This is a genomic window from Flavobacterium sp. GQ95 (genome assembly GCF_059758655.1).
On sequence record NZ_JCAXEB010000001.1, the window covers coordinates 386,096 to 405,804 of the forward strand.

Sequence of the window (19,709 nt, forward strand, 5' to 3'; positions counted from 1 at the left end):
AAATGAATTTACTAGACTCTATAGATCAAACTAATTTACCCAAACATTTGGCCATTATTATGGACGGAAACGGGCGTTGGGCCAAACAACAAGGCTTTTTACGCGCTTTCGGTCATGAAAACGGAACCAAATCGGTAAAAAAAACAATTACTACTTGTGCCAAACTTGGTATTGAGTATTTAACCCTTTATGCTTTCTCGACAGAAAACTGGAATCGTCCTAAACTGGAAGTCCAGGCATTAATGAAAATATTGATCAATTCATTAAAAAAAGAACTTGTTACGCTGCAGGAAAATAATATCAGACTCAACGCTATTGGGAATCTTGAAAAGCTGCCAAAATCAGCTCAAAAAGAACTTCTGGACGTTATTGATAAGACAAAAAATAATACGCGTCTCACTCTAACTCTCGCCTTAAGCTACGGATCACGGGAAGAATTGGTAAATGCCGTTAGAATCATCAGTGATAAAGTTAAAAATAATATAATTTCATTAGACACTATTGACGATTCAATTATAAATGAGCATCTTTACACGCAAAATTTACCTGACGTAGATTTATTAATACGAACAAGTGGAGAACATAGAATAAGTAATTTTTTGCTATGGCAGATCGCCTACGCAGAATTATATTTTACTAATGTCTTGTGGCCAGACTTTAAAGATCAAGATTTATATGAGGCTATTATTAGTTATCAAAAAAGAGAACGTAGATTTGGAAAAACCAGTGAACAAATTAAATAATTTTTTAGTGTTACAAAAAAGAATACAAATAGTACTTACCCTACTTCTTTTGGGTAGTTTTTCACAAATAAAAGCACAAGAAAGAGTTCCTTTTGATCAGGGAAAAAAATATATTCTTGCTAAAGTTTCTGTTGTTGGTAAAATAAGCTTCAATGAACAAACTGTTGTTACTTTTTCTGGTCTTCAAAAAGGACAGGAAATAACCGTACCTGGTGAAGAAATTAGTGGCGCTATTAAAAAATTAGGTAAACTTGGCCTATTTGATGAAATTTCTTTTTATGTAAATAAAATTGAAAATGACAGTATCTATTTAGATCTGGATATCGTTGAACTTCCAAAATTAAACGAAGTTAAATTTGTTGGTGTTAAAAAGAGTAAAGTAGAAGGATTAATTAAGGATAATAACCTGACAAAAAATAAAATTGTCAACGAAAACCTAATTACAACGACCAAAAATTACATCGAAAACAAATACAAAAAAGAAGGTTTCTATAACACAAAAGTTACTATAACAAATACTCCGGATACTACCGCCGGAAATCAGGTTAATATGCTCGTTCGGATTGATAAGGGTGATAAGGTAAAAATCAGCAGTATTGATTTCATCGGAAACAAACAACTTACTGATACCCAATTGAGAGCTGCAATGAAAGACACCAAACAAAAGAATATTTTGCGTGTTTTAAAAGCATCAAAATTTATTCCTGAAAAATACAAGACCGACTTAGAAAAAGTTATTGCTGCCTATAAGGAAAAAGGATATCGTGATGCCCGTATAATTTATGACTCTGTTACTTATAACAAGGAGAAAAACATGCTGGCTATCAAAATTAATATGGAAGAAGGAAATAAATACTACTTTGGAAATATTAAATTCTTAGGAAATACTGTTTACTCTGACCAGCTTTTAAACCGTTATTTAGGGATTAAAAAGGGTGAGGTATACAATGGCGTTTTATTAGAAAAAAGAATTGCCGATAATACAAAACCAGATGCAGAAGATATTACCAACCTCTACCAAAATAATGGTTATTTATTCTCAAAAATTAACTCTGTAGAGGTAAGAACAGTTAACGATACAATTGATTTTGAGATTAGAGTTACTGAAGGGCCAATTGCTTACTTCAATAAAATATATGTTACAGGAAATGACAAAACTAACGACCACGTTATTTACCGAGAATTAAGAACCAAGCCAGGAGAAAAATACAGTAAAGAACAATTAGTTAGAACTATTCGTGAAATAGGTCAGTTAGGATTCTTTGATCCTGAGGCTATCAAACCTGAATTCAGAAATGTTGATGCAGCAGCAGGAACAGTAGATATCGAATACCAAGTTGTTGAAAAAGGATCTAGCCAGGTTGAACTTCAGGGAGGTTACGGTGGAGGTGGTTTCATCGGAACTTTAGGACTTTCATTCAATAACTTTTCTGCACGAAACATGTTCAAAAAAGAAGCATATAAACCATTACCAATGGGAGATGGTCAAAAAGTAGCGCTTCGTTTGCAAGGAAGTACTTATTTCCAAACGTACAGTTTATCATTCTCTGAGCCATGGTTTGGAGGTAAAAAACCAGTACAATTCAGTTCATCAATATCTTATAGTACACAGTACCTGAATAATTATATTACAAGAGATGTAGACAAAAGCAAAAGTTTTAATATTTTTACTGTACAAGTCGGCTTAGCAAAAAGGTTAACTGTACCGGATGATTATTTTGTTTTATCGCAATCGGTAAGTTACCAACATTATGATCTGAACAATTATAATACAGGTTTATTTACATTTGGTAACGGAGCGTCAAGAAACTTAGCATATACAATTGGACTTTCACGAAGCAATAAAGGGGTTAATCCAATTTTCCCGACTTATGGTTCTGAGTTTAGTATTTCTGCAAAAGTTACACCTCCATATTCATTGTTTAATGGTATTAACTATGCTGACCTGCCTAATCAAAAAGAATATAAAATGCAATATACCGGAGAAAATACTTCTGGTGCTGATGGGCAACCTTTAAATAAAGGTGATTATATGAAGTCAGCTGGTACAAATTCATCTGGTCAAATTTTATATAACAGTGTTGGATCTGATTATGCAAGTGCTGATACGGATCAGGGTAAAGTTGACCAGAAAAGATACAACTGGTTAGAATATTATAAAGTTAAGTTTAAAGCTGATTGGTATACTAAAGTATATGGCAAATTAGTTTTAAGAACATTGACAGAATTTGGTTTCTTAGGGGCTTATGATCAGGCAAGAGGAGTTGTACCTTTCGAGCGTTTTTATTTAGGTGGAGACGGAATGGCAAACTACTCAATGGATGGTAGAGAAACAATACAGTTGAGAGGTTATCCTAACAACTCGTTAACTCCGGTAAATGCCGCAGGAGAACAAATTGGAGCAACCATCTATAACAAATTCTCGATGGAATTACGTTATCCAATTACATTAAAAGCATCAGCATCTATTTATGCTTTAACGTTTTTAGAAGCAGGTTCATCCTATCCAACGTTTAAAGATTACAACCCATTTGACTTAAGTCGTTCAGCAGGTTTTGGTTTACGTGTATTTATGCCGGCATTTGGATTGTTAGGAATTGATTTAGGATATGGGTTTGATGCTCTTCCTGGATCTGTTACAAATAAAGCAAACGGTTGGGAAACGCACTTTATCATTGGTCAGCAATTTTAGTCCAATTTTTAGTACATTTGGCTAAAAATTTGAAAATAAAGTAATGTTATGAGAAAACAATTTTTATTTATATTTTTAGCCCTGATTGTAGCAAATACAAATCAGGCTCAGACAAGAACGACTCGAATTGGCTATATCGACATGGAATACATTTTGGAAAATGTTTCTGATTACAAAGAAGCCACAGCTCAATTAGAGTTAAAAGCTCAAAAATGGAAACAGGAAATAGAAGCCAAAAAATTAGATATAAATACGCTTAAAGAAGGTCTTAAAGCTGAAAAAGCTTTATTGACGAAAGAGCTAATTGAGGAAAGAGAAACAGAAATTAAATTTCTGGAAGATGAAATGCTGGATTATCAACAGAAGCAATTTGGTTCTAATGGAAATTTAATTCATCAAAAAGCGGCATTGGCAAAACCAATCCAGGATCAGGTTTTTACTGCTGTCCAGGATATTGCCGAAGCCAAAAATTATGATTTTATTTTCGACAAATCATCAGATTTGACAATGCTTTTCAGCAATAAGAAATTTGATATTAGCGATCAGGTTATCCGTGTTTTAAACCGAACCGATAAACGTGAGCAATTGACTAAAAAACAATTGAAAGATCAGGAAGCTAAAGAAAGTAAAGAAAATGCAATTGACGAAAATCCGGCAATGGCAGACAGGCAAAAAGCACTTAATGAGAAAAAGACAGCCAGAGAAAAGCTAATTGAAGACAGAAGATTAGAACAGGAAGCGAAGAAAAAAGAATACGACGACAGAAGAAAAGCAATACAAGCCGAAAGAGAAGCCAAAAAAAATGGCACGGTTTCTGAACCTGCAAAAACAACTGAGGCCGCAAAAGCAACGGAAACTAGTAAGACAGATGCAACAGCTAAACCAGCTGCAACAAATGAAACAACAGTACCAGCTGAGCCAACTGTAAATAAGGCAGAAGAAAGACAAAAGCTCTACGAGCAACGTAAAAAAGAATTAGAAGAAAGAAGAAAGAAAATAATCGAAGAAAGAGAAGCGGCTAAAAAAGCAAAAGAAGCCGAAACACAAAAATCAAATACGACCAATAATTAATTAATATTTTTAAAAATGATGAAACAAATCAAAACTTTACTAATTGCTGCCATACTAATTTTAGGAGCAAGTAACACAATGAACGCACAGGCTAAGGTAGCCCATGTTGATGTTAGCGAGATTATGTCGAAAATGCCTGCAATGCTTGATGCTCAAAATCAACTACAAAAATTAAGTGCTACATATGATGCTGAATACAAAAAAATGATTGATGAATATCAAACTAAAATCAAAAAGTATGAAGCTGAAGCTGCAACTGTAACTGAAGCTGTAAACGGAGAACGTTCTAAAGAAGTTCAGGATATGCAAGGTAGAATTACTTCTTACAGAGACAATGCTCAAAAAGAATTACAACAAAAAGATTCTGATATCGTAAAACCAATTATGGAAAAAGTAAAAGCTTCTATCCAAAAAGTTGGAAAAGCTAAAGGATACCAATACGTATTAGATGGTTCTACTTTAATATTAGCTGATGGTCCAAACATTACTGCTGATGTAAAAAAAGATTTAGGATTCTAAAAAACGAATTTCTTAGTATCAAACTGCTCAAATTTTTTAAAAAGTTTGGGCAGTTTTTTTGTATATTAAATTATGATTAAAAAACAATAGTATTCCATAATTTCAGTTTACTAAGAGTATAAATCTATTTCAAAAAATACTAAATTTGTAGTATGACGAACAACAATCCTATAGGCGTTTTTGATTCCGGTATTGGAGGAACTTCCATTTGGAGCGCCATTCATGATCTACTTCCAAACGAAAAAACGATATATTTAGCGGATAGCAAAAATGCTCCTTATGGCCAAAGAACCAAAGAAGAAATTGTTGCCTTAAGCAAAAAGAATGTTGATTTGTTACTCGAAATGGGCTGCAAATTAATCGTTATAGCTTGTAATACTGCTACAACAAATGCAATTCGAGAACTTCGTGCAACTTATGATATTCCGTTTATAGGAATAGAACCTGCTATAAAGCCGGCTGCTAATAATTCTAAAACACAAGTAATTGGAATTTTAGCTACTAAAGGAACACTAAATAGTGAACTGTTCAATAAAACTGCCGAAATGTTTCAGCATACTACTATTGTTGAGCAGGTTGGTCACGGACTTGTTCAGCTTATTGAAGATGGAAACCTGAACTCACCGGAAATGACTCAATTGTTAGAGTCTTATTTACAACCGATGATTGATGCCAATATTGATTATCTGGTTTTGGGATGTAGTCATTATCCCTATTTGATTCCGCAAATCAAAAAAATTCTTCCTGATCATATTCAGATTATTGATTCAGGAGAAGCCGTAGCTCGTCAGACGCAAAATATTCTGCGTGAAAAAGTTGGTTTTACGGACAACCAAAAAAGCGAGCCTGAATTTTATGTCAATTCAAATCCCGCAGTTTTAGAGTCCATATTAAACTATAAATACCCAGTAATCAAAAAGGATTTTTAGCTCCCCTATTCTATTTTTCGTTTAAGGAACCAAATTCCATCGAGTGATAAATTAAGGGATATTTTATGGTAATTTTCTTTTATCAAATTATCTGAAATTCTTCCCTTTTGTCCATAGGAATAGGAAATATTTAAAGCTGAAAAAGTGTTTTCTATTGGCAGCGAAAGTCCAATAGAAATAGCTGCGTTATTTACGCGTTTGCCGTCAACTTCAAGATAACCGGTATCAAAGTTAGCTCCGGCCGCATATTGAACGCTATCCCAATATTTCCGAATATTTTTTTTTGCCCTATAAGTAAATCCAAGTGCAAATCGATCCTGATTCACAAAGTCTCCATACAATTCAGATTGATTGGAATCACTCCATAAACTTTTTTCATAATCTAAAGTCATGTTCAAATTATTTTTAAAACGCTTGCTAATCCCTACTCCAATTTCTAAAGGCATATAATAATCGTCTGTATCTGAAACAACATCTGATTCTATACTAGTCACAACCTCATCAGCAATAGTTTGAACCGTCTGGACTTTAGAAGCTTTTATTTGAGTTGGAATTTTAAACGTTGAACCAATTGTTAAAGTTGAATCAATTTTATATTGCGCTCCCAAGGTAGCACGTAAGCCATTATAATCTGTTTTTTTATGAATGGTCGTAACTGAATTTAGTATTAAAAAATTTCGGTCATCAACTGTGTTTCCAAATAATAAGGCAGCTGAAACTCCGACCGACACTTTCTTTCCAAATCGATATCCGTATGAGAAATCAAAATTATTTAATCCCCCAGAACCGGCTGCAGTCATATAATAATATTCCTGGCTATTTTCTATTGGTAATTTCAAATTAGAGATTTTAAATGTTGCACTCGAATAAGGTCTCAAAGCCACACTAAACCCCGAATTCTTTGTAACTGGAAAAGCAAAAGCAATATGTGAAAATTGAAAATTATTACGTTTCTCTGCCCTTGAACCACTCTCATAAGTTGTTGCGATAGCTTTTCCTCCAATATCAAACATAAAATGATTTTGAGGTAAATAACCTAATGACGATGGATTCAGATTATTAATAAAGGTGGTGGAAGGCAAGGCAATTCCCGATGATCCGATAGATGGAATTACACCAAAATCAGAATCGTACAAACTTCCTACCCCATACAGCGAATAAGGAGAACTTGAAATGCTTTGTGAAAATGAAGTTAGCGACATCAATATGAAGTAACTTAAATAAGTTATTTTATTTTTCATTTAATAAGAGATGTAATAAATTTTCAACTGAATTTTATTGTTTAGATGTTTTTGATCTCCAAGAACAATTCTGTTTACCGCTTTAGAAATAACCGGTAATGTTAGAATCAAAGAAGATCTGGAATCTGACTGTTTCCACATTTCCTTTTGTAGAAACCATCCAATAGGAATCGTGTATCCGACATTCTCATTAAACTCATCGGTCTTCTTATTTAAAATACCATAGACAGACGCTCCTGCAGAATTTACTAAAGAACCACTCATTCTATTTAAATTGTCTGCCACATAAATTTTTAAAGAATCTGCCAATGGATATTGTTCCGAATAAGAATTATTAACCGGTTTTAAAAGCAATTGTGCGTCAACAATAGCACCTTTCTCTGATATATATTTGAGTTGCCTGATATTTGGAAAATCAATTCTGCAGGCTACTCCTGTACCAGACTGAATAAAACCCTGTCGATTTGTGATTGAACTTGACAGTTTACTATTCGAGGCGGGTAAATTCTGGAGTAAGGTTCCTGTTTTATCTGAAGAAATAGAATTAAACTGTTTTGTCGCATCGGAAATTGCAAACTCGACTTCATAAGGCTCTTCATCGATATCTTTTGGAGATTTTGAATAATACAATCGTATAACACTTGTTGAGGCATTAAAACCAATAACGCTCGAAGAATTAGAAGTTGAAGGCACCACTACAATTCCCTTTAAATATTCAGTAAAACTATCAAAGTCCGTCACTTCCCTTTTTTTCATTTTTTGGAAAAGTGCGGACCCAAAAGTATCATTCATTTTAATTGTAATAGAATCCTTTTCGATTGGCCTTGGCTTATATGAAATTGATCCAATACTTTCATCATTATAAGTCAAAGTAGAATTATTATAAAAACTTTTATCATCAACATTAGGCTTAACTTTCTGAGTCAGACGATGAATATCAAAAGTTTGGACTTTTGTAGTATCACCATAATAGTAATTATCATATTTTAGTGTCATTACTATAGAATCAAAAACATAGTTTACTGTTTCTGTATCTGAGCCACCAGTATTCAAACTATAAGTATTAGGCGTGACCTGGAAATAACTATCTGATTTTACTTTTCCGAAAATAGGATCGTCATAATTCCCAACCAAAATTCGTTGCTGATTAGAAGTAACAAGAGAATCAAAATTTATAGTTGACATATCCACTGTTACAGTATCAATCAAAACAACCTTATTATTTAAAGCTAAATAATCTGATCCTACAACAAATTCGCCGGCATCTGTATCTGTACCGCATGAAAGTATAGTGAGAGCTAAAAACAACATCAATATTAACTTGTGCATAATAAATTTTTTGAACAAATATAAAATGCACTCTTTTGCACTACACTATAACATATACAGCCTAGCATTTTTACACTACAAATAGCATTAAAACATCTACAATAGCATTATAGCACCAAATTGTTCATTCAGCCATTAAAAGGGCTCTTTTGTCTATCAAAACATGCCATACATATATCTTCTTTTTTTTAAAAACATTAGGAACATACTTTTGAACCAATAAATAAACAATGAAAATACTGTTTTTAATATGTTCGCTTTTTACAATCTCGTTTTATAGTATGAAAGCACAGGAAAAATTATCTGTAGGTATGAACTTAAAAACAGAGTCTACTGATAAAATTAATTTTAACGAGACCAATGTTAGTTTTAAAATCAAAAAAGAAATAAATGCTAAAAGTAAAGTAACGAATACATTAGAATATTCTCATTTGAATATCAATTATGAATTAGGAAGTTCCGGATCATTTGAAAATCCGCGTCATTTTAATCAATTGCAAAACCAATTTGAATTTTTACAAAATGTTTCAAAAACAACAGAATTGAATTTTACCATTACACCAACTGCCAATTTTCAACAAAATTTAGGCATTTCTGATGTAACAATTTTAGGGAGTTTCGAGGTGCATCAAAAATTAGGCTCTAAAACAGATTTAAATTTTGGTGCTGCCAAAACAACGATTTTTGGATATCCTAAATTCATGCCTGTTTTGTCTTTAAACTATCAACTAAATGACAGAAGTAGTTTACTGATTGGGTTTCCGGATTCTAAAATATCATATTCAAATAATAGCCGAAACAAGTTCAACCTGACCAACAGTTTTAATGGAAATTTTTACAGTTTAGATTCACAAATCAATCTAAATAAAGAGGCAACAAAAGTGAGTTTATCACAAATGACCAGTTCCTTTGAGTATGAAAGAAATGTTGATAGTAAATGGTTTTTAAATTTTAAAGCTGGTTATGATTTTAATAAAAAATATACGCTGATTGATCGTGATAATCATGAAGTATATGATTTTAATACTGGTAACGGGTATATTTTAGGCATTGGCATCAAATACAAACAATAAATAAATTTAATACACTATGAATAATTTTAAAAAAGGAATATTATTCGCTGCACTGTTTTCGAGTCTCTTTTTTATAGGCTGCAGCAACGATGATGACGATGATGATTTAATAGGAAACTGGGTTAAAAAATCAGCATTTGACGGACCTGCAAGATCTAGTGCTACTAGTTTTGTTATTGGAGATTACGCGTATATTGCAACTGGGTATACCGGAGATGTTTATTTGAAGGATTTATGGGCTTACAATTCTAATGGAGATTATTGGGAACAAAAAGCTGATTTTACAGGAGTAGGAAGAAGTTCTGCTTCAAGTTTTGCATTAAATGAAAAAGGATATGTTGGACTTGGTTATGATGGAACTAACAAACTAAAAGATTTTTACCAATACGACCCGGCAAGTAACAGTTGGACTCAAAAAACAGATTTTGCAGGAACTGGCCGTTATGGTGCATTAGGTTTTCAGGTTGGTGGAAAAGCTTACTTTGGAACCGGATATGATGGAAACTATCTTAAAGATTTTTATCAATATAATGATCAGGCCAATACCTGGACACTTGTAAACGGATTTAGCGGAAATAAAAGACGTAATGCTACCGTTTTTGTAATTGGCGACAAAGCTTATTTAGGAACTGGAATTAACAACGGAACTTATCAGGAAGATTTTTGGGAATTTGATCCTTCTACAGAAGTTTGGACAAGAAAAAGAGACATAGATAAAGACGATGATGATGATGAATCATTCAATGATGATTATGCCCTTGTTCGTGCGAACGCTTCGAGTTTTGCTATGAATGGATTAGGATATCTTGTAGGTGGAGAAAGTATTAAAACAGTCTGGGAGTATAATCCATCGACAGATTTATGGGTTGAAAGAACACCAATGGAAGGTGTTACCAGAACAGATGCTGTTGCTTTTACTATAAATAATCGCGGCTTTTATATGCTTGGAAGAATAGGTTCAACCTATTTTGATGATGCATGGGAATTTAAGCCTTTAGAGGAACAAAATGATGATGACAATTAATACAAAAAAGCAATTCTTCTGGAATAAAATCCAGAAGAATTTACTTTTTCTTTTACTGGCTTTATTACTGACAGCCTGTACAGGGAAAAGTTCATTTAAAATCGAATCATTCAAAACAACAACCGGCTGGGGTTATACAATTGCTTCCAAGGGCAGAGTTTTAATCAAACAATCTATTATACCTGTAATAAACGAAACAAAAAGCTTTAAAACAGAAGAAGATGCGTTAAAAGTTGGCAATTTGGTAATCGAAAAACTCAATAAAGACTTATCACCGACGGTAACAAAAAATGATTTAATTTTATTAAAAATAAAATTCTAAATGAACATAGATACCATCAAAAATACCAGCTCCAACAAAATTTTATTCCATAGTATTATTTGGACTTTCTTTATTTTGACCTCATTAATTCAATTTTACGAAAGTCCGTTCAGAATCAACAATGATTTTTATGTACAATGGTTTACCGGAATTGTTTTGTTTTATCTGAACTATTTTTATTTGGTGCCTGCTTTGCTTTTAGAAAAAAAATACTGGCTTTATTTTGCTTTTGTTTTAGCGCTCATTCTTCTTTTTATGATAATCAGGATTAATTATTTCATTCCTGAATTCAATCATGTGAGACCACCAAACATGTTGCCACCTAAAATAATGCCCGAAGGCCCAACCGATTTTATGAGAGGAGAAAGGCGCATCATAATGGCAAGAAGACAGCCTTTGTTTTTTAAGATTGGTCCTTCGTTGTTTTATATTTTAATTTTAACCATAAGTGCCATAATTAGAACGCTAACAGAATTTTACAACAATCAACAAAACAAATTAATTGCCGAAACGCATCGAACAAATACTGAATTAATTTATCTGCGTAAGCAAACAAATCCGCATTTTTTATTTAATTCTTTAAACAGTATTTATTCGTTGGCACACAAAAAATCTGATTTGGTCCCTGATGCCATTGTAACATTATCTGAATTAATGCGCTATATGCTATATGAAACTGATAATAAAACGGTGGCTTTAGAAAAAGAAATTAATTATATCCAAAATTATATTGAGCTACAAAAACTAAGGCTCAACGATATTGAAGACATTGTTATAAACGTTCATGGTGATACCCGAAACAAATTTATAGAACCTTTGTTACTGATTTCGTTTGTTGAAAATGCATTTAAATACGGAACCGATTATAAAGGTGCAGCTCACGTAAAAATTAAAATTTTCATACATGAAAACAGTCTTGACTTTTGGATAGAAAACACCATTGAAGATTATACAAAAGATCCTGAAAATTCAGGAATCGGGTTGGCTAATATAAAAAATCGTCTGGATTTACTTTATCCAAACGCCCATGAATTAGATATAACGCAGGACAATCAGTATTACCGTGTGCATTTAAATTTAAAATTAGATGAAATTCAAACACCAATAAATTAATAACAATTGATTATGGACAGAAAAAAATTCATACGAAATGGCATTTTAGGAATTGCCTCGCTTGCGACAGCTTCAAAATTACTGGAATCCTGCTCTAAAAGCGACAATGATGATTCGGGTTCTGATTCTTCAACCGACGGAAGCTGCACTGTTTCTCCAGCTGAAACAAAAGGTCCGTTTCCGATAAAAACACCAAGCCAGTTGGTTTTAGAGAATATAAAATCAGACCGCATTGGTGTTGCCTTACTTATTAACTTAACAATTGAAAATACGAGCAATAATTGCGTTCCCCTGGAAGGTGTTTTGGTAGATATATGGCATTGTGATAAAGATGGAAATTACTCTGAATACGGGGGAACTTCGATGCAACAAACCAATTACACAACAGTCCATTTTTTAAGAGGAAGACAAACTACCAATGCAAGAGGAGAAGTTTCATTTATTTCTATTTTCCCAGGCTGGTACCAGGGTAGAGCACCACATGTACATGTTGAAGTTTTGACAGCAAGTGGTACTTCATTATTGGTAACGCAAATTGCTTTTCCTGAAAATGTTTCCAGCGAAGTGTATTCGAGTACAAATTATGTTGCTCATGGTCAAGCTGATACTTCAAATACAAAAGACAATGTTTTTTCAGATAGTTTAGCTGATGAGCTTGCTACATTAACCGGCAATCTAACCGATGGTTATACCTTAAGCAAAACGATAACAGTAAGTGCATAATTTTTAAATCAGTAATTTATGAAAACTTTAAAACTTAATTTACTGGTTTAAAACTACTTTTGAAGACCAAAACTAATTTAACAATCTAATACTGAAACAGATGAAATGTGTAATTATAGATGACGAACCTTTAGCGGTTGAATTATTAGAAGATTTTGTCCGAAAAGTAGATTCGCTGGAATTGGTTAGCACTTTTAATAATGCCATCGATGCCGTTTCATTTATCAATCAGACGAATGTAGATTTGATTTTTTTGGATATTCAGATGCCTCATTTTTCTGGAATTGAATTTTTAAATACCATAGAAAAAAAGCCTTTAATCATTTTTACAACAGCTTATTCTGATTATGCTGTTGAAGGATTTAATCTTGGAGCTGTTGATTATTTGGTAAAACCTATTCCGTTTCATCGTTTTTTAAAATCAGTAGTACGTGCACAGCAAATTTTCAATCCTGCAGCGACGGTTCAGGCCATTTCTGAAAACACTACTGCTCCTGAATTAGAACAGGATTTTATGTTCGTCAGAGCTGAATATGAGAATATAAAAATGAATTTTGCGGATATTTTATTTATTGAAGGCCTAAAAGATTATGTAAAAATCTATACCACAGACAACAAATTTACCCTGACCTTAATCAGTTTAATAAAACTCGAGAATTTACTTTCCAGCAAAGGTTTTTCAAGAATTCACAGGTCTTACATCATCAATATAAAACATGTAAAATCGATTCAGAAAAATAAGGTTTTGATTAGCGATAAACGAATTCCGATTAGTGAAAGTTATAAAAGTACTTTCTTCGAAAAGATCAATTTATAGATTCTTTAAATTCCAATTAAAAAATTCCAAATTCCAATAAAGCATATGACACATCGGAATTTGGAATTTAAATTTTGGAATTTATTATTTATTCTTCGTTTTTAAACCAGCCCGAATACATTACGTAGTTGTTCGAAATACGTTCGATTTCTCCTGCAAAATCAGATTGGTCAATGTCTTTTACTTTTTTGGCAGGAACACCTGCATAAATACTTCCTGAAGCGACAATAGTATTTTGTGTAACAACTGCTCCGGCGGCTACAATCGCATTGCTTTCAACTACACAATTATCCATTACAATCGCGCCCATTCCTATTAAAACATTGTCATGAATCGTACACCCATGCACAATTGCATTATGCCCAATTGAAACATTGTTTCCTATAATAGTTGGATGTTTTTGATACGTACAATGAATGATCGCTCCATCCTGGATATTAACTTTATTCCCAATTTTAATGAAATGAACATCGCCACGAATCACAGCATTAAACCAAACACTGCAAGATTCACCAAAAGTAACATCACCGACTATGGTAGCATTTTCGGCAACATAACAATCTTCTGGAATTGAAGGTGATTTTCCGTTTACAGACTTAATTAGCATAAAAAATTAATTAATAGCCGGACAATTACAATCGTAACGTTCCTTTTTACAAAATAAATTGATTCCTAAAGTAATTTGATGATACCCGCCGGTATCAAATTTTACATCTCCCATCACTTGAGAGTACGTGTACGCAAACATAAAGTTTTTAAAATTTACACCTATAATTGGTGTAAAATATTGCAATTTTTGAGATGAAACTCCACTTCCGCTAAGATATTCTGCGCCATCAAAACTTCTTCTATACGATAATGCCGCCCATAAACTTCCAAAATCCATATTTTTGTAAGCTTTCATGTTTAAATCGATCGATTTTTCTTTCGTCTGATCAAACATTTGAAACAATATTGAAGGTTCCCAGGTAATATTTTCACTTTTGCCAAAAACATATCCAGCGCTCAAAAGATATTTTCGAACATTATCACTTTCATAGTCCGTATACAATTCTCTTCTGGTTTCGATCAGTCCCTGAACTGTAGCGTGGGCATAAAAATTCAGGTAATTATAAGACGCTCCAACATCAACATTAAAATAGGAATCTTTTTGAATTTGGCCCGAAACAATTGGGTCAAATGTTGTTCCAAATGTTGTTTCGTCTAATTGATTTTGAATTACTCCCCCACTAATACCAAAAGATAATTGATTCAAATCGATCTCATCTCTCGAAAACATAATATGATGTGCATAAGTAAGTTTTACACCTTTTTGAGAATGATATCCATTTTTATCATTAAAAACAATAATTCCGGCTCCGGATCTCTCCCCTATTCGACCATTAAAACTCAATGTTTGAAGTTCCGGTGCATCATCCTGGCCAAACCATTGTTTTCTGGCTGTTAATCTTATTTTCGCACAATTTGCCGCTCCAGCCATAGAAGGATGAATCAAGTAATAGTTATCAGATAAATAATCTGAATAAACTGGGATTCCTTCTTGTGAATAAGAATAAAATGTAGTGATTAAGAATATGAATAAAACCTTGATTCTAAATTCCATAAAGGCAAAATTGTTTAAATATATTTTAGACTCTCATAATTTAATACGATTTATTTGAAAAGAGTCTTAATTATTTTATTAAAAAACCAAATATAGGTATTAGTAGAAAATAACTTTAGTAAATTTGTGAAAAATATACAATCATGACGAAAATCACTATAAAGGAAACTCAAAACCCAACCATTTTAAAGTTTGAATTTGAAGATTTCATCACTCAAAATCAAAATTTTGAGTTTAAGAATATTGATGAGGCGCAAGAATCGCCATTAGCACAACAATTATTTTATCTTCCGTTTGTAAAAACAGTTTACATTTCAGGAAATTTCATCGCTATCGAAAGATACAGTATTGTAGAATGGGAAGACGTACAAGACGCTGTTGCAGAACAAATTGCAGCATTTGTTGACAAAGGTGGGGTTATTATTAAAATCGACGAAAACAAAGCTAAAAAACAACCTATTACGGTTTACGGAGAAACAACTCCAAATCCGGCGGCATTAAAATTCGTGGTTAGCAGAATGTTAACCAGAAATCCGGTAGAATACAAAAATATTGACCAGACTGCTTCTTCTCCATTAGCAAAAGAATTATTCAAATTCCCTTTTGTAAAAGAAGTTTTTATTGATGAAAATTATATTTCGGTTACTAAATACGATATTAACGACTGGGATGAAATTACATTGGAAGTTAGAACGTTTATTAAACAATTTATCGAAAACGGAGGAACTGTTTTAGATGAAAGTCTAATTGAAGTGACTACAAAAAATGATGTTACTAAAGATGAAGCTTTTGATAAATTGGATGTAACTTCACAACAAATCATTAACATCTTAGAAGAATACGTAAAACCAGCCGTTGCTGCCGATGGAGGAAATATTGCATTCGATTCATATAATGAAAATGACAAGACAGTGAAAGTTATTTTGCAAGGTGCTTGTAGCGGATGTCCATCGTCTACTTTTACTCTAAAAAGTGGAATCGAAAACATGTTGAAAAGCATGTTAAATGATGAGGCTATTAAAGTCGAAGCTGTAAATGCATAAAAAATAACATTAGAAAATACAGAAAGCGTTCGCCATTGGTGGGCGCTTTTTTATTACCTCGTATCTGCTTAACTTTCAATAAATTATTTTAACATTCATGCTGTAATCCTGTAAAAAAGTCTAATATTGTATTATTAACTAATCAATTATAAAACTATGGGATTATCTTCATTTTTTAAGAATTTATTTGGCTCAGCCAAAGAATCTGCGACAGACTTAGCCAATCAGGCTGAAACTACTTTTGAGCAAGCCAAGGAAGCTGCTACACCTTATATTGAAAAAGCAGAGGCTTTTGCAGAAGAGACTATCGCTAAAGCCAAAGAAGCTTCAGAACCATTACTTGATAGTGCAGTTGAATATGCAGGTCAGGCGAAGGATATTGTTAGTGAGTATGTTGAAAAAGCAACCGATTCTATAAGTGATGTAATAGATTCTGTAAAAGAAAAAACAAGCGAATTAACCAGCGACACTAAAACAGTTGCCTCAGAAACTGTGGTTGATGCGAGTGAAACAGCGGCAACTATCGAAGATAAAACTACTGACGAAATTGCTGACAAGGAATAGATACTTATTTTTCTTATAGAAGAAATATCTTTATATTTGCACTACTAATACACCTTCTCCTTTTGAGAAGGTTTTTTTTATTTAATAAACATGATGAGTCCAGAACAACTTAGCGATTATACCACAAAAATCGTTGACATATTAGTTAATTATTCGGCAAAATTAATTTCGGCATTTCTAATTTTATTTGTTGGTATATATGCCATTCGATTTATAAATAGAATTATAACAAAAGTAATGGTTCAGCGAAACCTGGATCCCACCTTAACAAAATTCCTGTCGGACATTTTAATATGGGCACTAAGAATCTTATTGTTTGTGATTTTTATTTCAAAACTGGGTATTGATACTTCCTCATTTGTTGCCATTTTAGGAGCTATGGGACTTGCTGTGGGTTTATCTTTGCAGGGCTCGCTTTCTAACTTTGCCGGAGGAATGCTAATTATTCTATTTAAACCTTTTAAAGTTGGAGATACAATCGAAGCGCAGGGAGTTATTGCAACTGTAAGCGAAATCCAGATTTTTGTCACTAAAATGCTTACTGCTAATAATCAAACTGTTTTTGTTCCAAATGGCGCTTTGTCAAATGGTACAATTATTAATTACTCTATGCAGGGAGAAAGAAGAGCAGATTTGACTTTTGCGGTTTCTTACGATTCAGATATTAAAAAAGCGAAAGATATACTTATAGATGTTTTAAATAAAAATCCTAAAGTACTTAAAAAACCTGCTCCTGAAGTTTTTGTAAAAAACCTGACTACTAGTGCAGTAGAATTTGCAGTTCGCCCGTGGGCTAAAAATGTAAACTATGGTGCTGTTTTTTCTGAAACTCTGGAGAATTGCAAAACGGCTTTAGATGAAGCCGGAATTTCAGTTCAACCATATACACTTCAAAAATAAAAAGTTTTTTATTGTTTTTTTGATGGAGGCGCCATCATAAAATCTTTTAAATAATAAGGTTCAAAATAAGCGACATCAACAGTGTCGCTTTTTTGATATTTATCATAACTGATTTTACTCATTGCCGAAGCTGAAGGGTATTTTATGTCTTCCAGAAAAATGAAATTATCTTTTGTCAAAACTGATTTGCATTTGTCTGCACAATCACCAACGAAATAAAGCACATCCGTATATGTTGCAAAAGAATCTTCTGTAATAACTTCTGCCAGAATTTCTCTTTCAACTTCCAGGTTCGCATTAAAAATCTCACTATACACTTCCATTCTTCTGGCATCCAGCATTGGAATTATTTTTCCATCAGAAACCTTGGCTTGCGATGCTAAAGTCTTCAAAGTATCAACAGCAATCAACGGAATATTTAATGCAAAACATAATCCTTTTGCTGCTGAAACCCCAATGCGCAAACCTGTATAAGAACCAGGCCCCTGACTTACAGCAATTGCATTCAAATCCTGAACGGTAATTCCGGCTTCTGCAATTATTTCTTCGATAAAAACATGGAGTTTTTCGGCATGTGAATATCCTTCTTCTGCAATTTCCTTACACAAAATTGTTTCACCATTTTTTGCAATTGCTACAGAACAGTTTTTTGTAGCCGTTTCGATATTGAGAATAAAAGACAAAGTATTTATTTTTTAAGATTATAATATTTATTTTTTGGGAACATCAGCTTTTTTAAGCTTCACCTTATCGCCAGAATTCAATTCTTTTGAAACAGTAGTATAAGGCCCTGTAATAACAACATCACCTGGCTTCAATCCAGACATCACTTCGATATTGGTATCGTCCTGAATTCCTGTTTTAATGATTCTGATTTTAGCTTTATCGCCTACTTTCACAAAAACACACTCGAATTTTTTATCACTTTTTGGTACTACTTTTTTCTCATTAGGATCTTCTACTGTAAAATCCTTAACTGCTGCAGTATCTGATTTTACAACTACTGAACTAATAGGCACTGCTAATACATTTGCTTTTGTTTTTGTCAGAATATCAACTGTTGCTGTCATTCCGGGTCTAAACGGAGAATAAGAGCTAGGTTGGCCTTCTAACAGATCCTGATAGGATTCTTTTAGAATACGAACTTTAACTTTGAAATTAGTAACCTGATCTGAAGTTAGTGTAGAGCTTGCTGAGTTAGAAATACTTGTCACAATACCTTTAAATTTCTTTTTTAAATAGGCATCTACTTCAACATTGGCTTCATCTCCAATTTTTACTTTCACAATGTCATTTTCATTAACATCAACTTCAACTTCCATGTTGTTTAGGTTTGCCACTCTCAAAAGCTCTGTTCCTGCCATTTGTTGCGTTCCTAAAACACGCTCTCCTAATTCAACATTTAACACAGAAATAGTTCCGTCTGCAGGAGCATAAATTAAAGTACGTCCTAAATTATCTTTAGCTTCAGTTACAGATGCCGAGGCACTCTGAACATTATAATAAGAACTTTGTTTTGTAGCTTTAGCAACCTCAAAAGTTGCAATTGATTTATCCCAATCAGACTTTGAAATTACACCTTTATCGTATAATGTTTTATTACGTTCGTAACTCGCTTTTGCTTCTTTAAAGTTTGCTTCAGATTGTGATAAACTGGCTTTAGTTCCAGATAAATTAGCAACAGATCTATCTAATCCGGAAGTATATAAATCCGGATTTATTTTTACCAATAAATCTCCTTTTTTAACAACCTGGCCTTCTTTTACATTTAATGCAATAATTTCACCTGAAACCATTGATGAAAGTTTTACCTCAATTTCCGGCTGAATTTTCCCCGTTGCCGAAACTGTCTCGACGATGGTTGAAGCCATTACTTTTGAAATTTCTACTTCTTTTCCTTCATCCTTATTTCCTATTACTCCCGATTTCGAAAGACCTACTAAAACTGCAATAATAACTACGGCGCCTCCTATTAAGAAATAAACTGTTTTTTTTGACATAAT

Annotated in this window: 20 protein-coding genes; 14 read left to right on the forward strand and 6 right to left on the reverse strand. The window is 33.1% G+C overall.

The window, feature by feature from the left end; all coding sequences use genetic code 11:
* The first annotated feature begins 2 nt into the window (after positions 1–2).
* The 5 genes from uppS (at position 3) to murI (ending at position 5,954) form a co-directional block, all read left to right on the forward strand.
* Positions 3–743 (forward strand): undecaprenyl pyrophosphate synthase, encoded by a 741-nt coding sequence (gene uppS / locus AC6CH4_RS01680; RefSeq protein ID WP_056188362.1) that lies wholly within the window; start codon positions 3–5, stop codon positions 741–743.
* The gene (locus AC6CH4_RS01685) at positions 676–3,435 is read left to right on the forward strand and encodes a BamA/OMP85 family outer membrane protein (RefSeq protein ID WP_498099596.1); all 2,760 of its coding nucleotides are present in this window, start codon (positions 676–678) and stop codon (positions 3,433–3,435) included. Before uppS ends, AC6CH4_RS01685 begins: the two co-directional genes overlap by 68 nt.
* A 48-nt stretch (positions 3,436–3,483) precedes the next feature.
* On the forward strand, positions 3,484–4,506 hold the full coding sequence (locus tag AC6CH4_RS01690; protein ID WP_498099598.1) for an OmpH/Skp family outer membrane protein: 1,023 nt from the start codon (positions 3,484–3,486) through the stop codon (positions 4,504–4,506).
* Between the two features lie 15 nt (positions 4,507–4,521).
* Positions 4,522–5,025 carry an OmpH/Skp family outer membrane protein gene (locus tag AC6CH4_RS01695; RefSeq protein ID WP_198528484.1) on the forward strand — a complete coding sequence of 168 codons (504 nt, stop codon included), beginning with the start codon at positions 4,522–4,524 and terminating at the stop codon, positions 5,023–5,025.
* 152 nt (positions 5,026–5,177) lie between these two features.
* Positions 5,178–5,954 (forward strand): glutamate racemase, encoded by a 777-nt coding sequence (murI, locus tag AC6CH4_RS01700; RefSeq protein ID WP_498099600.1) that lies wholly within the window; start codon positions 5,178–5,180, stop codon positions 5,952–5,954.
* Positions 5,955–5,959: 5 nt separating this feature from the next.
* Here murI and bamG read toward each other — a convergent pair whose 3' ends face one another.
* Both bamG and AC6CH4_RS01710 read right to left on the reverse strand, forming a co-directional pair.
* Positions 5,960–7,195 carry a BamG family beta-barrel-assembly machinery protein gene (gene bamG / locus AC6CH4_RS01705; RefSeq protein ID WP_498099602.1) on the reverse strand — a complete coding sequence of 412 codons (1,236 nt, stop codon included), beginning with the start codon at positions 7,193–7,195 and terminating at the stop codon, positions 5,960–5,962.
* Complete coding sequence (locus AC6CH4_RS01710; protein WP_498099604.1) at positions 7,196–8,524, reverse strand: DUF4270 family protein; 1,329 nt, start codon at positions 8,522–8,524, stop codon at positions 7,196–7,198.
* Positions 8,525–8,754: 230 nt separating this feature from the next.
* On the opposite strand from AC6CH4_RS01710, the gene AC6CH4_RS01715 reads away from it, so the two are divergent.
* The 6 genes from AC6CH4_RS01715 (at position 8,755) to AC6CH4_RS01740 (ending at position 13,596) form a co-directional block, all read left to right on the forward strand.
* Complete coding sequence (locus AC6CH4_RS01715; RefSeq protein ID WP_498099606.1) at positions 8,755–9,597, forward strand: DUF6268 family outer membrane beta-barrel protein; 843 nt, start codon at positions 8,755–8,757, stop codon at positions 9,595–9,597.
* Positions 9,598–9,613: 16 nt separating this feature from the next.
* On the forward strand, positions 9,614–10,621 hold the full coding sequence (locus AC6CH4_RS01720) for a Kelch repeat-containing protein (protein WP_498099608.1): 1,008 nt from the start codon (positions 9,614–9,616) through the stop codon (positions 10,619–10,621).
* On the forward strand, positions 10,605–10,943 hold the full coding sequence (locus tag AC6CH4_RS01725; RefSeq protein WP_498099610.1) for a DUF4907 domain-containing protein: 339 nt from the start codon (positions 10,605–10,607) through the stop codon (positions 10,941–10,943). Before AC6CH4_RS01720 ends, AC6CH4_RS01725 begins: the two co-directional genes overlap by 17 nt.
* Positions 10,944–12,056, forward strand: a complete 1,113-nt coding sequence (locus AC6CH4_RS01730) for a sensor histidine kinase (RefSeq protein WP_192185973.1) — start codon at positions 10,944–10,946, stop codon at positions 12,054–12,056.
* Between the two features lie 12 nt (positions 12,057–12,068).
* Complete coding sequence (locus AC6CH4_RS01735) at positions 12,069–12,779, forward strand: dioxygenase family protein (RefSeq protein ID WP_498099612.1); 711 nt, start codon at positions 12,069–12,071, stop codon at positions 12,777–12,779.
* Between the two features lie 100 nt (positions 12,780–12,879).
* A complete protein-coding gene (locus tag AC6CH4_RS01740) occupies positions 12,880–13,596 on the forward strand; it encodes a LytR/AlgR family response regulator transcription factor (protein WP_498099614.1) in 717 nt (238 codons plus the stop codon).
* 88 nt (positions 13,597–13,684) lie between these two features.
* Here the strand turns inward: AC6CH4_RS01740 and AC6CH4_RS01745 are convergent, their stop codons facing one another.
* Both AC6CH4_RS01745 and AC6CH4_RS01750 read right to left on the reverse strand, forming a co-directional pair.
* Positions 13,685–14,203, reverse strand: coding sequence for a gamma carbonic anhydrase family protein (locus AC6CH4_RS01745; protein WP_498099616.1), 519 nt, complete (start codon positions 14,201–14,203; stop codon positions 13,685–13,687).
* A gap of 6 nt (positions 14,204–14,209) precedes the next feature.
* Positions 14,210–15,199, reverse strand: a complete 990-nt coding sequence (locus AC6CH4_RS01750) for a PorP/SprF family type IX secretion system membrane protein (RefSeq protein ID WP_498099618.1) — start codon at positions 15,197–15,199, stop codon at positions 14,210–14,212.
* A 143-nt stretch (positions 15,200–15,342) separates the two neighbouring features.
* Here AC6CH4_RS01750 and AC6CH4_RS01755 point away from each other — a divergent pair, with 143 nt between their 5' ends.
* The 3 genes from AC6CH4_RS01755 (at position 15,343) to AC6CH4_RS01765 (ending at position 17,706) form a co-directional block, all read left to right on the forward strand.
* Positions 15,343–16,242, forward strand: coding sequence for a NifU family protein (locus tag AC6CH4_RS01755; protein WP_498099620.1), 900 nt, complete (start codon positions 15,343–15,345; stop codon positions 16,240–16,242).
* Positions 16,243–16,398: 156 nt separating this feature from the next.
* Positions 16,399–16,806: a YtxH domain-containing protein gene (locus AC6CH4_RS01760; RefSeq protein ID WP_498099622.1), complete on the forward strand. Its 408-nt coding sequence runs from the start codon at positions 16,399–16,401 to the stop codon at positions 16,804–16,806.
* 90 nt (positions 16,807–16,896) lie between these two features.
* Positions 16,897–17,706 (forward strand): mechanosensitive ion channel family protein, encoded by an 810-nt coding sequence (locus AC6CH4_RS01765; protein WP_498099624.1) that lies wholly within the window; start codon positions 16,897–16,899, stop codon positions 17,704–17,706.
* 8 nt (positions 17,707–17,714) lie between these two features.
* Here the strand turns inward: AC6CH4_RS01765 and tsaB are convergent, their stop codons facing one another.
* The gene (gene tsaB / locus AC6CH4_RS01770) at positions 17,715–18,389 is read right to left on the reverse strand and encodes a tRNA (adenosine(37)-N6)-threonylcarbamoyltransferase complex dimerization subunit type 1 TsaB (protein WP_498099626.1); all 675 of its coding nucleotides are present in this window, start codon (positions 18,387–18,389) and stop codon (positions 17,715–17,717) included.
* 27 nt (positions 18,390–18,416) lie between these two features.
* A complete protein-coding gene (locus AC6CH4_RS01775) occupies positions 18,417–19,706 on the reverse strand; it encodes an efflux RND transporter periplasmic adaptor subunit (RefSeq protein ID WP_498099628.1) in 1,290 nt (429 codons plus the stop codon).
* Positions 19,707–19,709: the final 3 nt, after the last annotated feature.

Bases quoted from the DNA above. Each gene is read 5' to 3' on its own strand.
- uppS (WP_056188362.1), top strand. From the start codon at position 3: ATGAATTTACTAGACTCTATAGATCAAACTAATTTACCCAAACATTTG.
- AC6CH4_RS01685 (WP_498099596.1), top strand. From the start codon at position 676: ATGAGGCTATTATTAGTTATCAAAAAAGAGAACGTAGATTTGGAAAAA.
- AC6CH4_RS01690 (WP_498099598.1), top strand. From the start codon at position 3,484: ATGAGAAAACAATTTTTATTTATATTTTTAGCCCTGATTGTAGCAAAT.
- AC6CH4_RS01695 (WP_198528484.1), top strand. From the start codon at position 4,522: ATGATGAAACAAATCAAAACTTTACTAATTGCTGCCATACTAATTTTA.
- murI (WP_498099600.1), top strand. From the start codon at position 5,178: ATGACGAACAACAATCCTATAGGCGTTTTTGATTCCGGTATTGGAGGA.
- bamG (WP_498099602.1), bottom strand. From the start codon at position 7,195: ATGAAAAATAAAATAACTTATTTAAGTTACTTCATATTGATGTCGCTA.
- AC6CH4_RS01710 (WP_498099604.1), bottom strand. From the start codon at position 8,524: ATGCACAAGTTAATATTGATGTTGTTTTTAGCTCTCACTATACTTTCA.
- AC6CH4_RS01715 (WP_498099606.1), top strand. From the start codon at position 8,755: ATGAAAATACTGTTTTTAATATGTTCGCTTTTTACAATCTCGTTTTAT.
- AC6CH4_RS01720 (WP_498099608.1), top strand. From the start codon at position 9,614: ATGAATAATTTTAAAAAAGGAATATTATTCGCTGCACTGTTTTCGAGT.
- AC6CH4_RS01725 (WP_498099610.1), top strand. From the start codon at position 10,605: ATGATGATGACAATTAATACAAAAAAGCAATTCTTCTGGAATAAAATC.
- AC6CH4_RS01730 (WP_192185973.1), top strand. From the start codon at position 10,944: ATGAACATAGATACCATCAAAAATACCAGCTCCAACAAAATTTTATTC.
- AC6CH4_RS01735 (WP_498099612.1), top strand. From the start codon at position 12,069: ATGGACAGAAAAAAATTCATACGAAATGGCATTTTAGGAATTGCCTCG.
- AC6CH4_RS01740 (WP_498099614.1), top strand. From the start codon at position 12,880: ATGAAATGTGTAATTATAGATGACGAACCTTTAGCGGTTGAATTATTA.
- AC6CH4_RS01745 (WP_498099616.1), bottom strand. From the start codon at position 14,203: ATGCTAATTAAGTCTGTAAACGGAAAATCACCTTCAATTCCAGAAGAT.
- AC6CH4_RS01750 (WP_498099618.1), bottom strand. From the start codon at position 15,199: ATGGAATTTAGAATCAAGGTTTTATTCATATTCTTAATCACTACATTT.
- AC6CH4_RS01755 (WP_498099620.1), top strand. From the start codon at position 15,343: ATGACGAAAATCACTATAAAGGAAACTCAAAACCCAACCATTTTAAAG.
- AC6CH4_RS01760 (WP_498099622.1), top strand. From the start codon at position 16,399: ATGGGATTATCTTCATTTTTTAAGAATTTATTTGGCTCAGCCAAAGAA.
- AC6CH4_RS01765 (WP_498099624.1), top strand. From the start codon at position 16,897: ATGATGAGTCCAGAACAACTTAGCGATTATACCACAAAAATCGTTGAC.
- AC6CH4_RS01775 (WP_498099628.1), bottom strand. From the start codon at position 19,706: ATGTCAAAAAAAACAGTTTATTTCTTAATAGGAGGCGCCGTAGTTATT.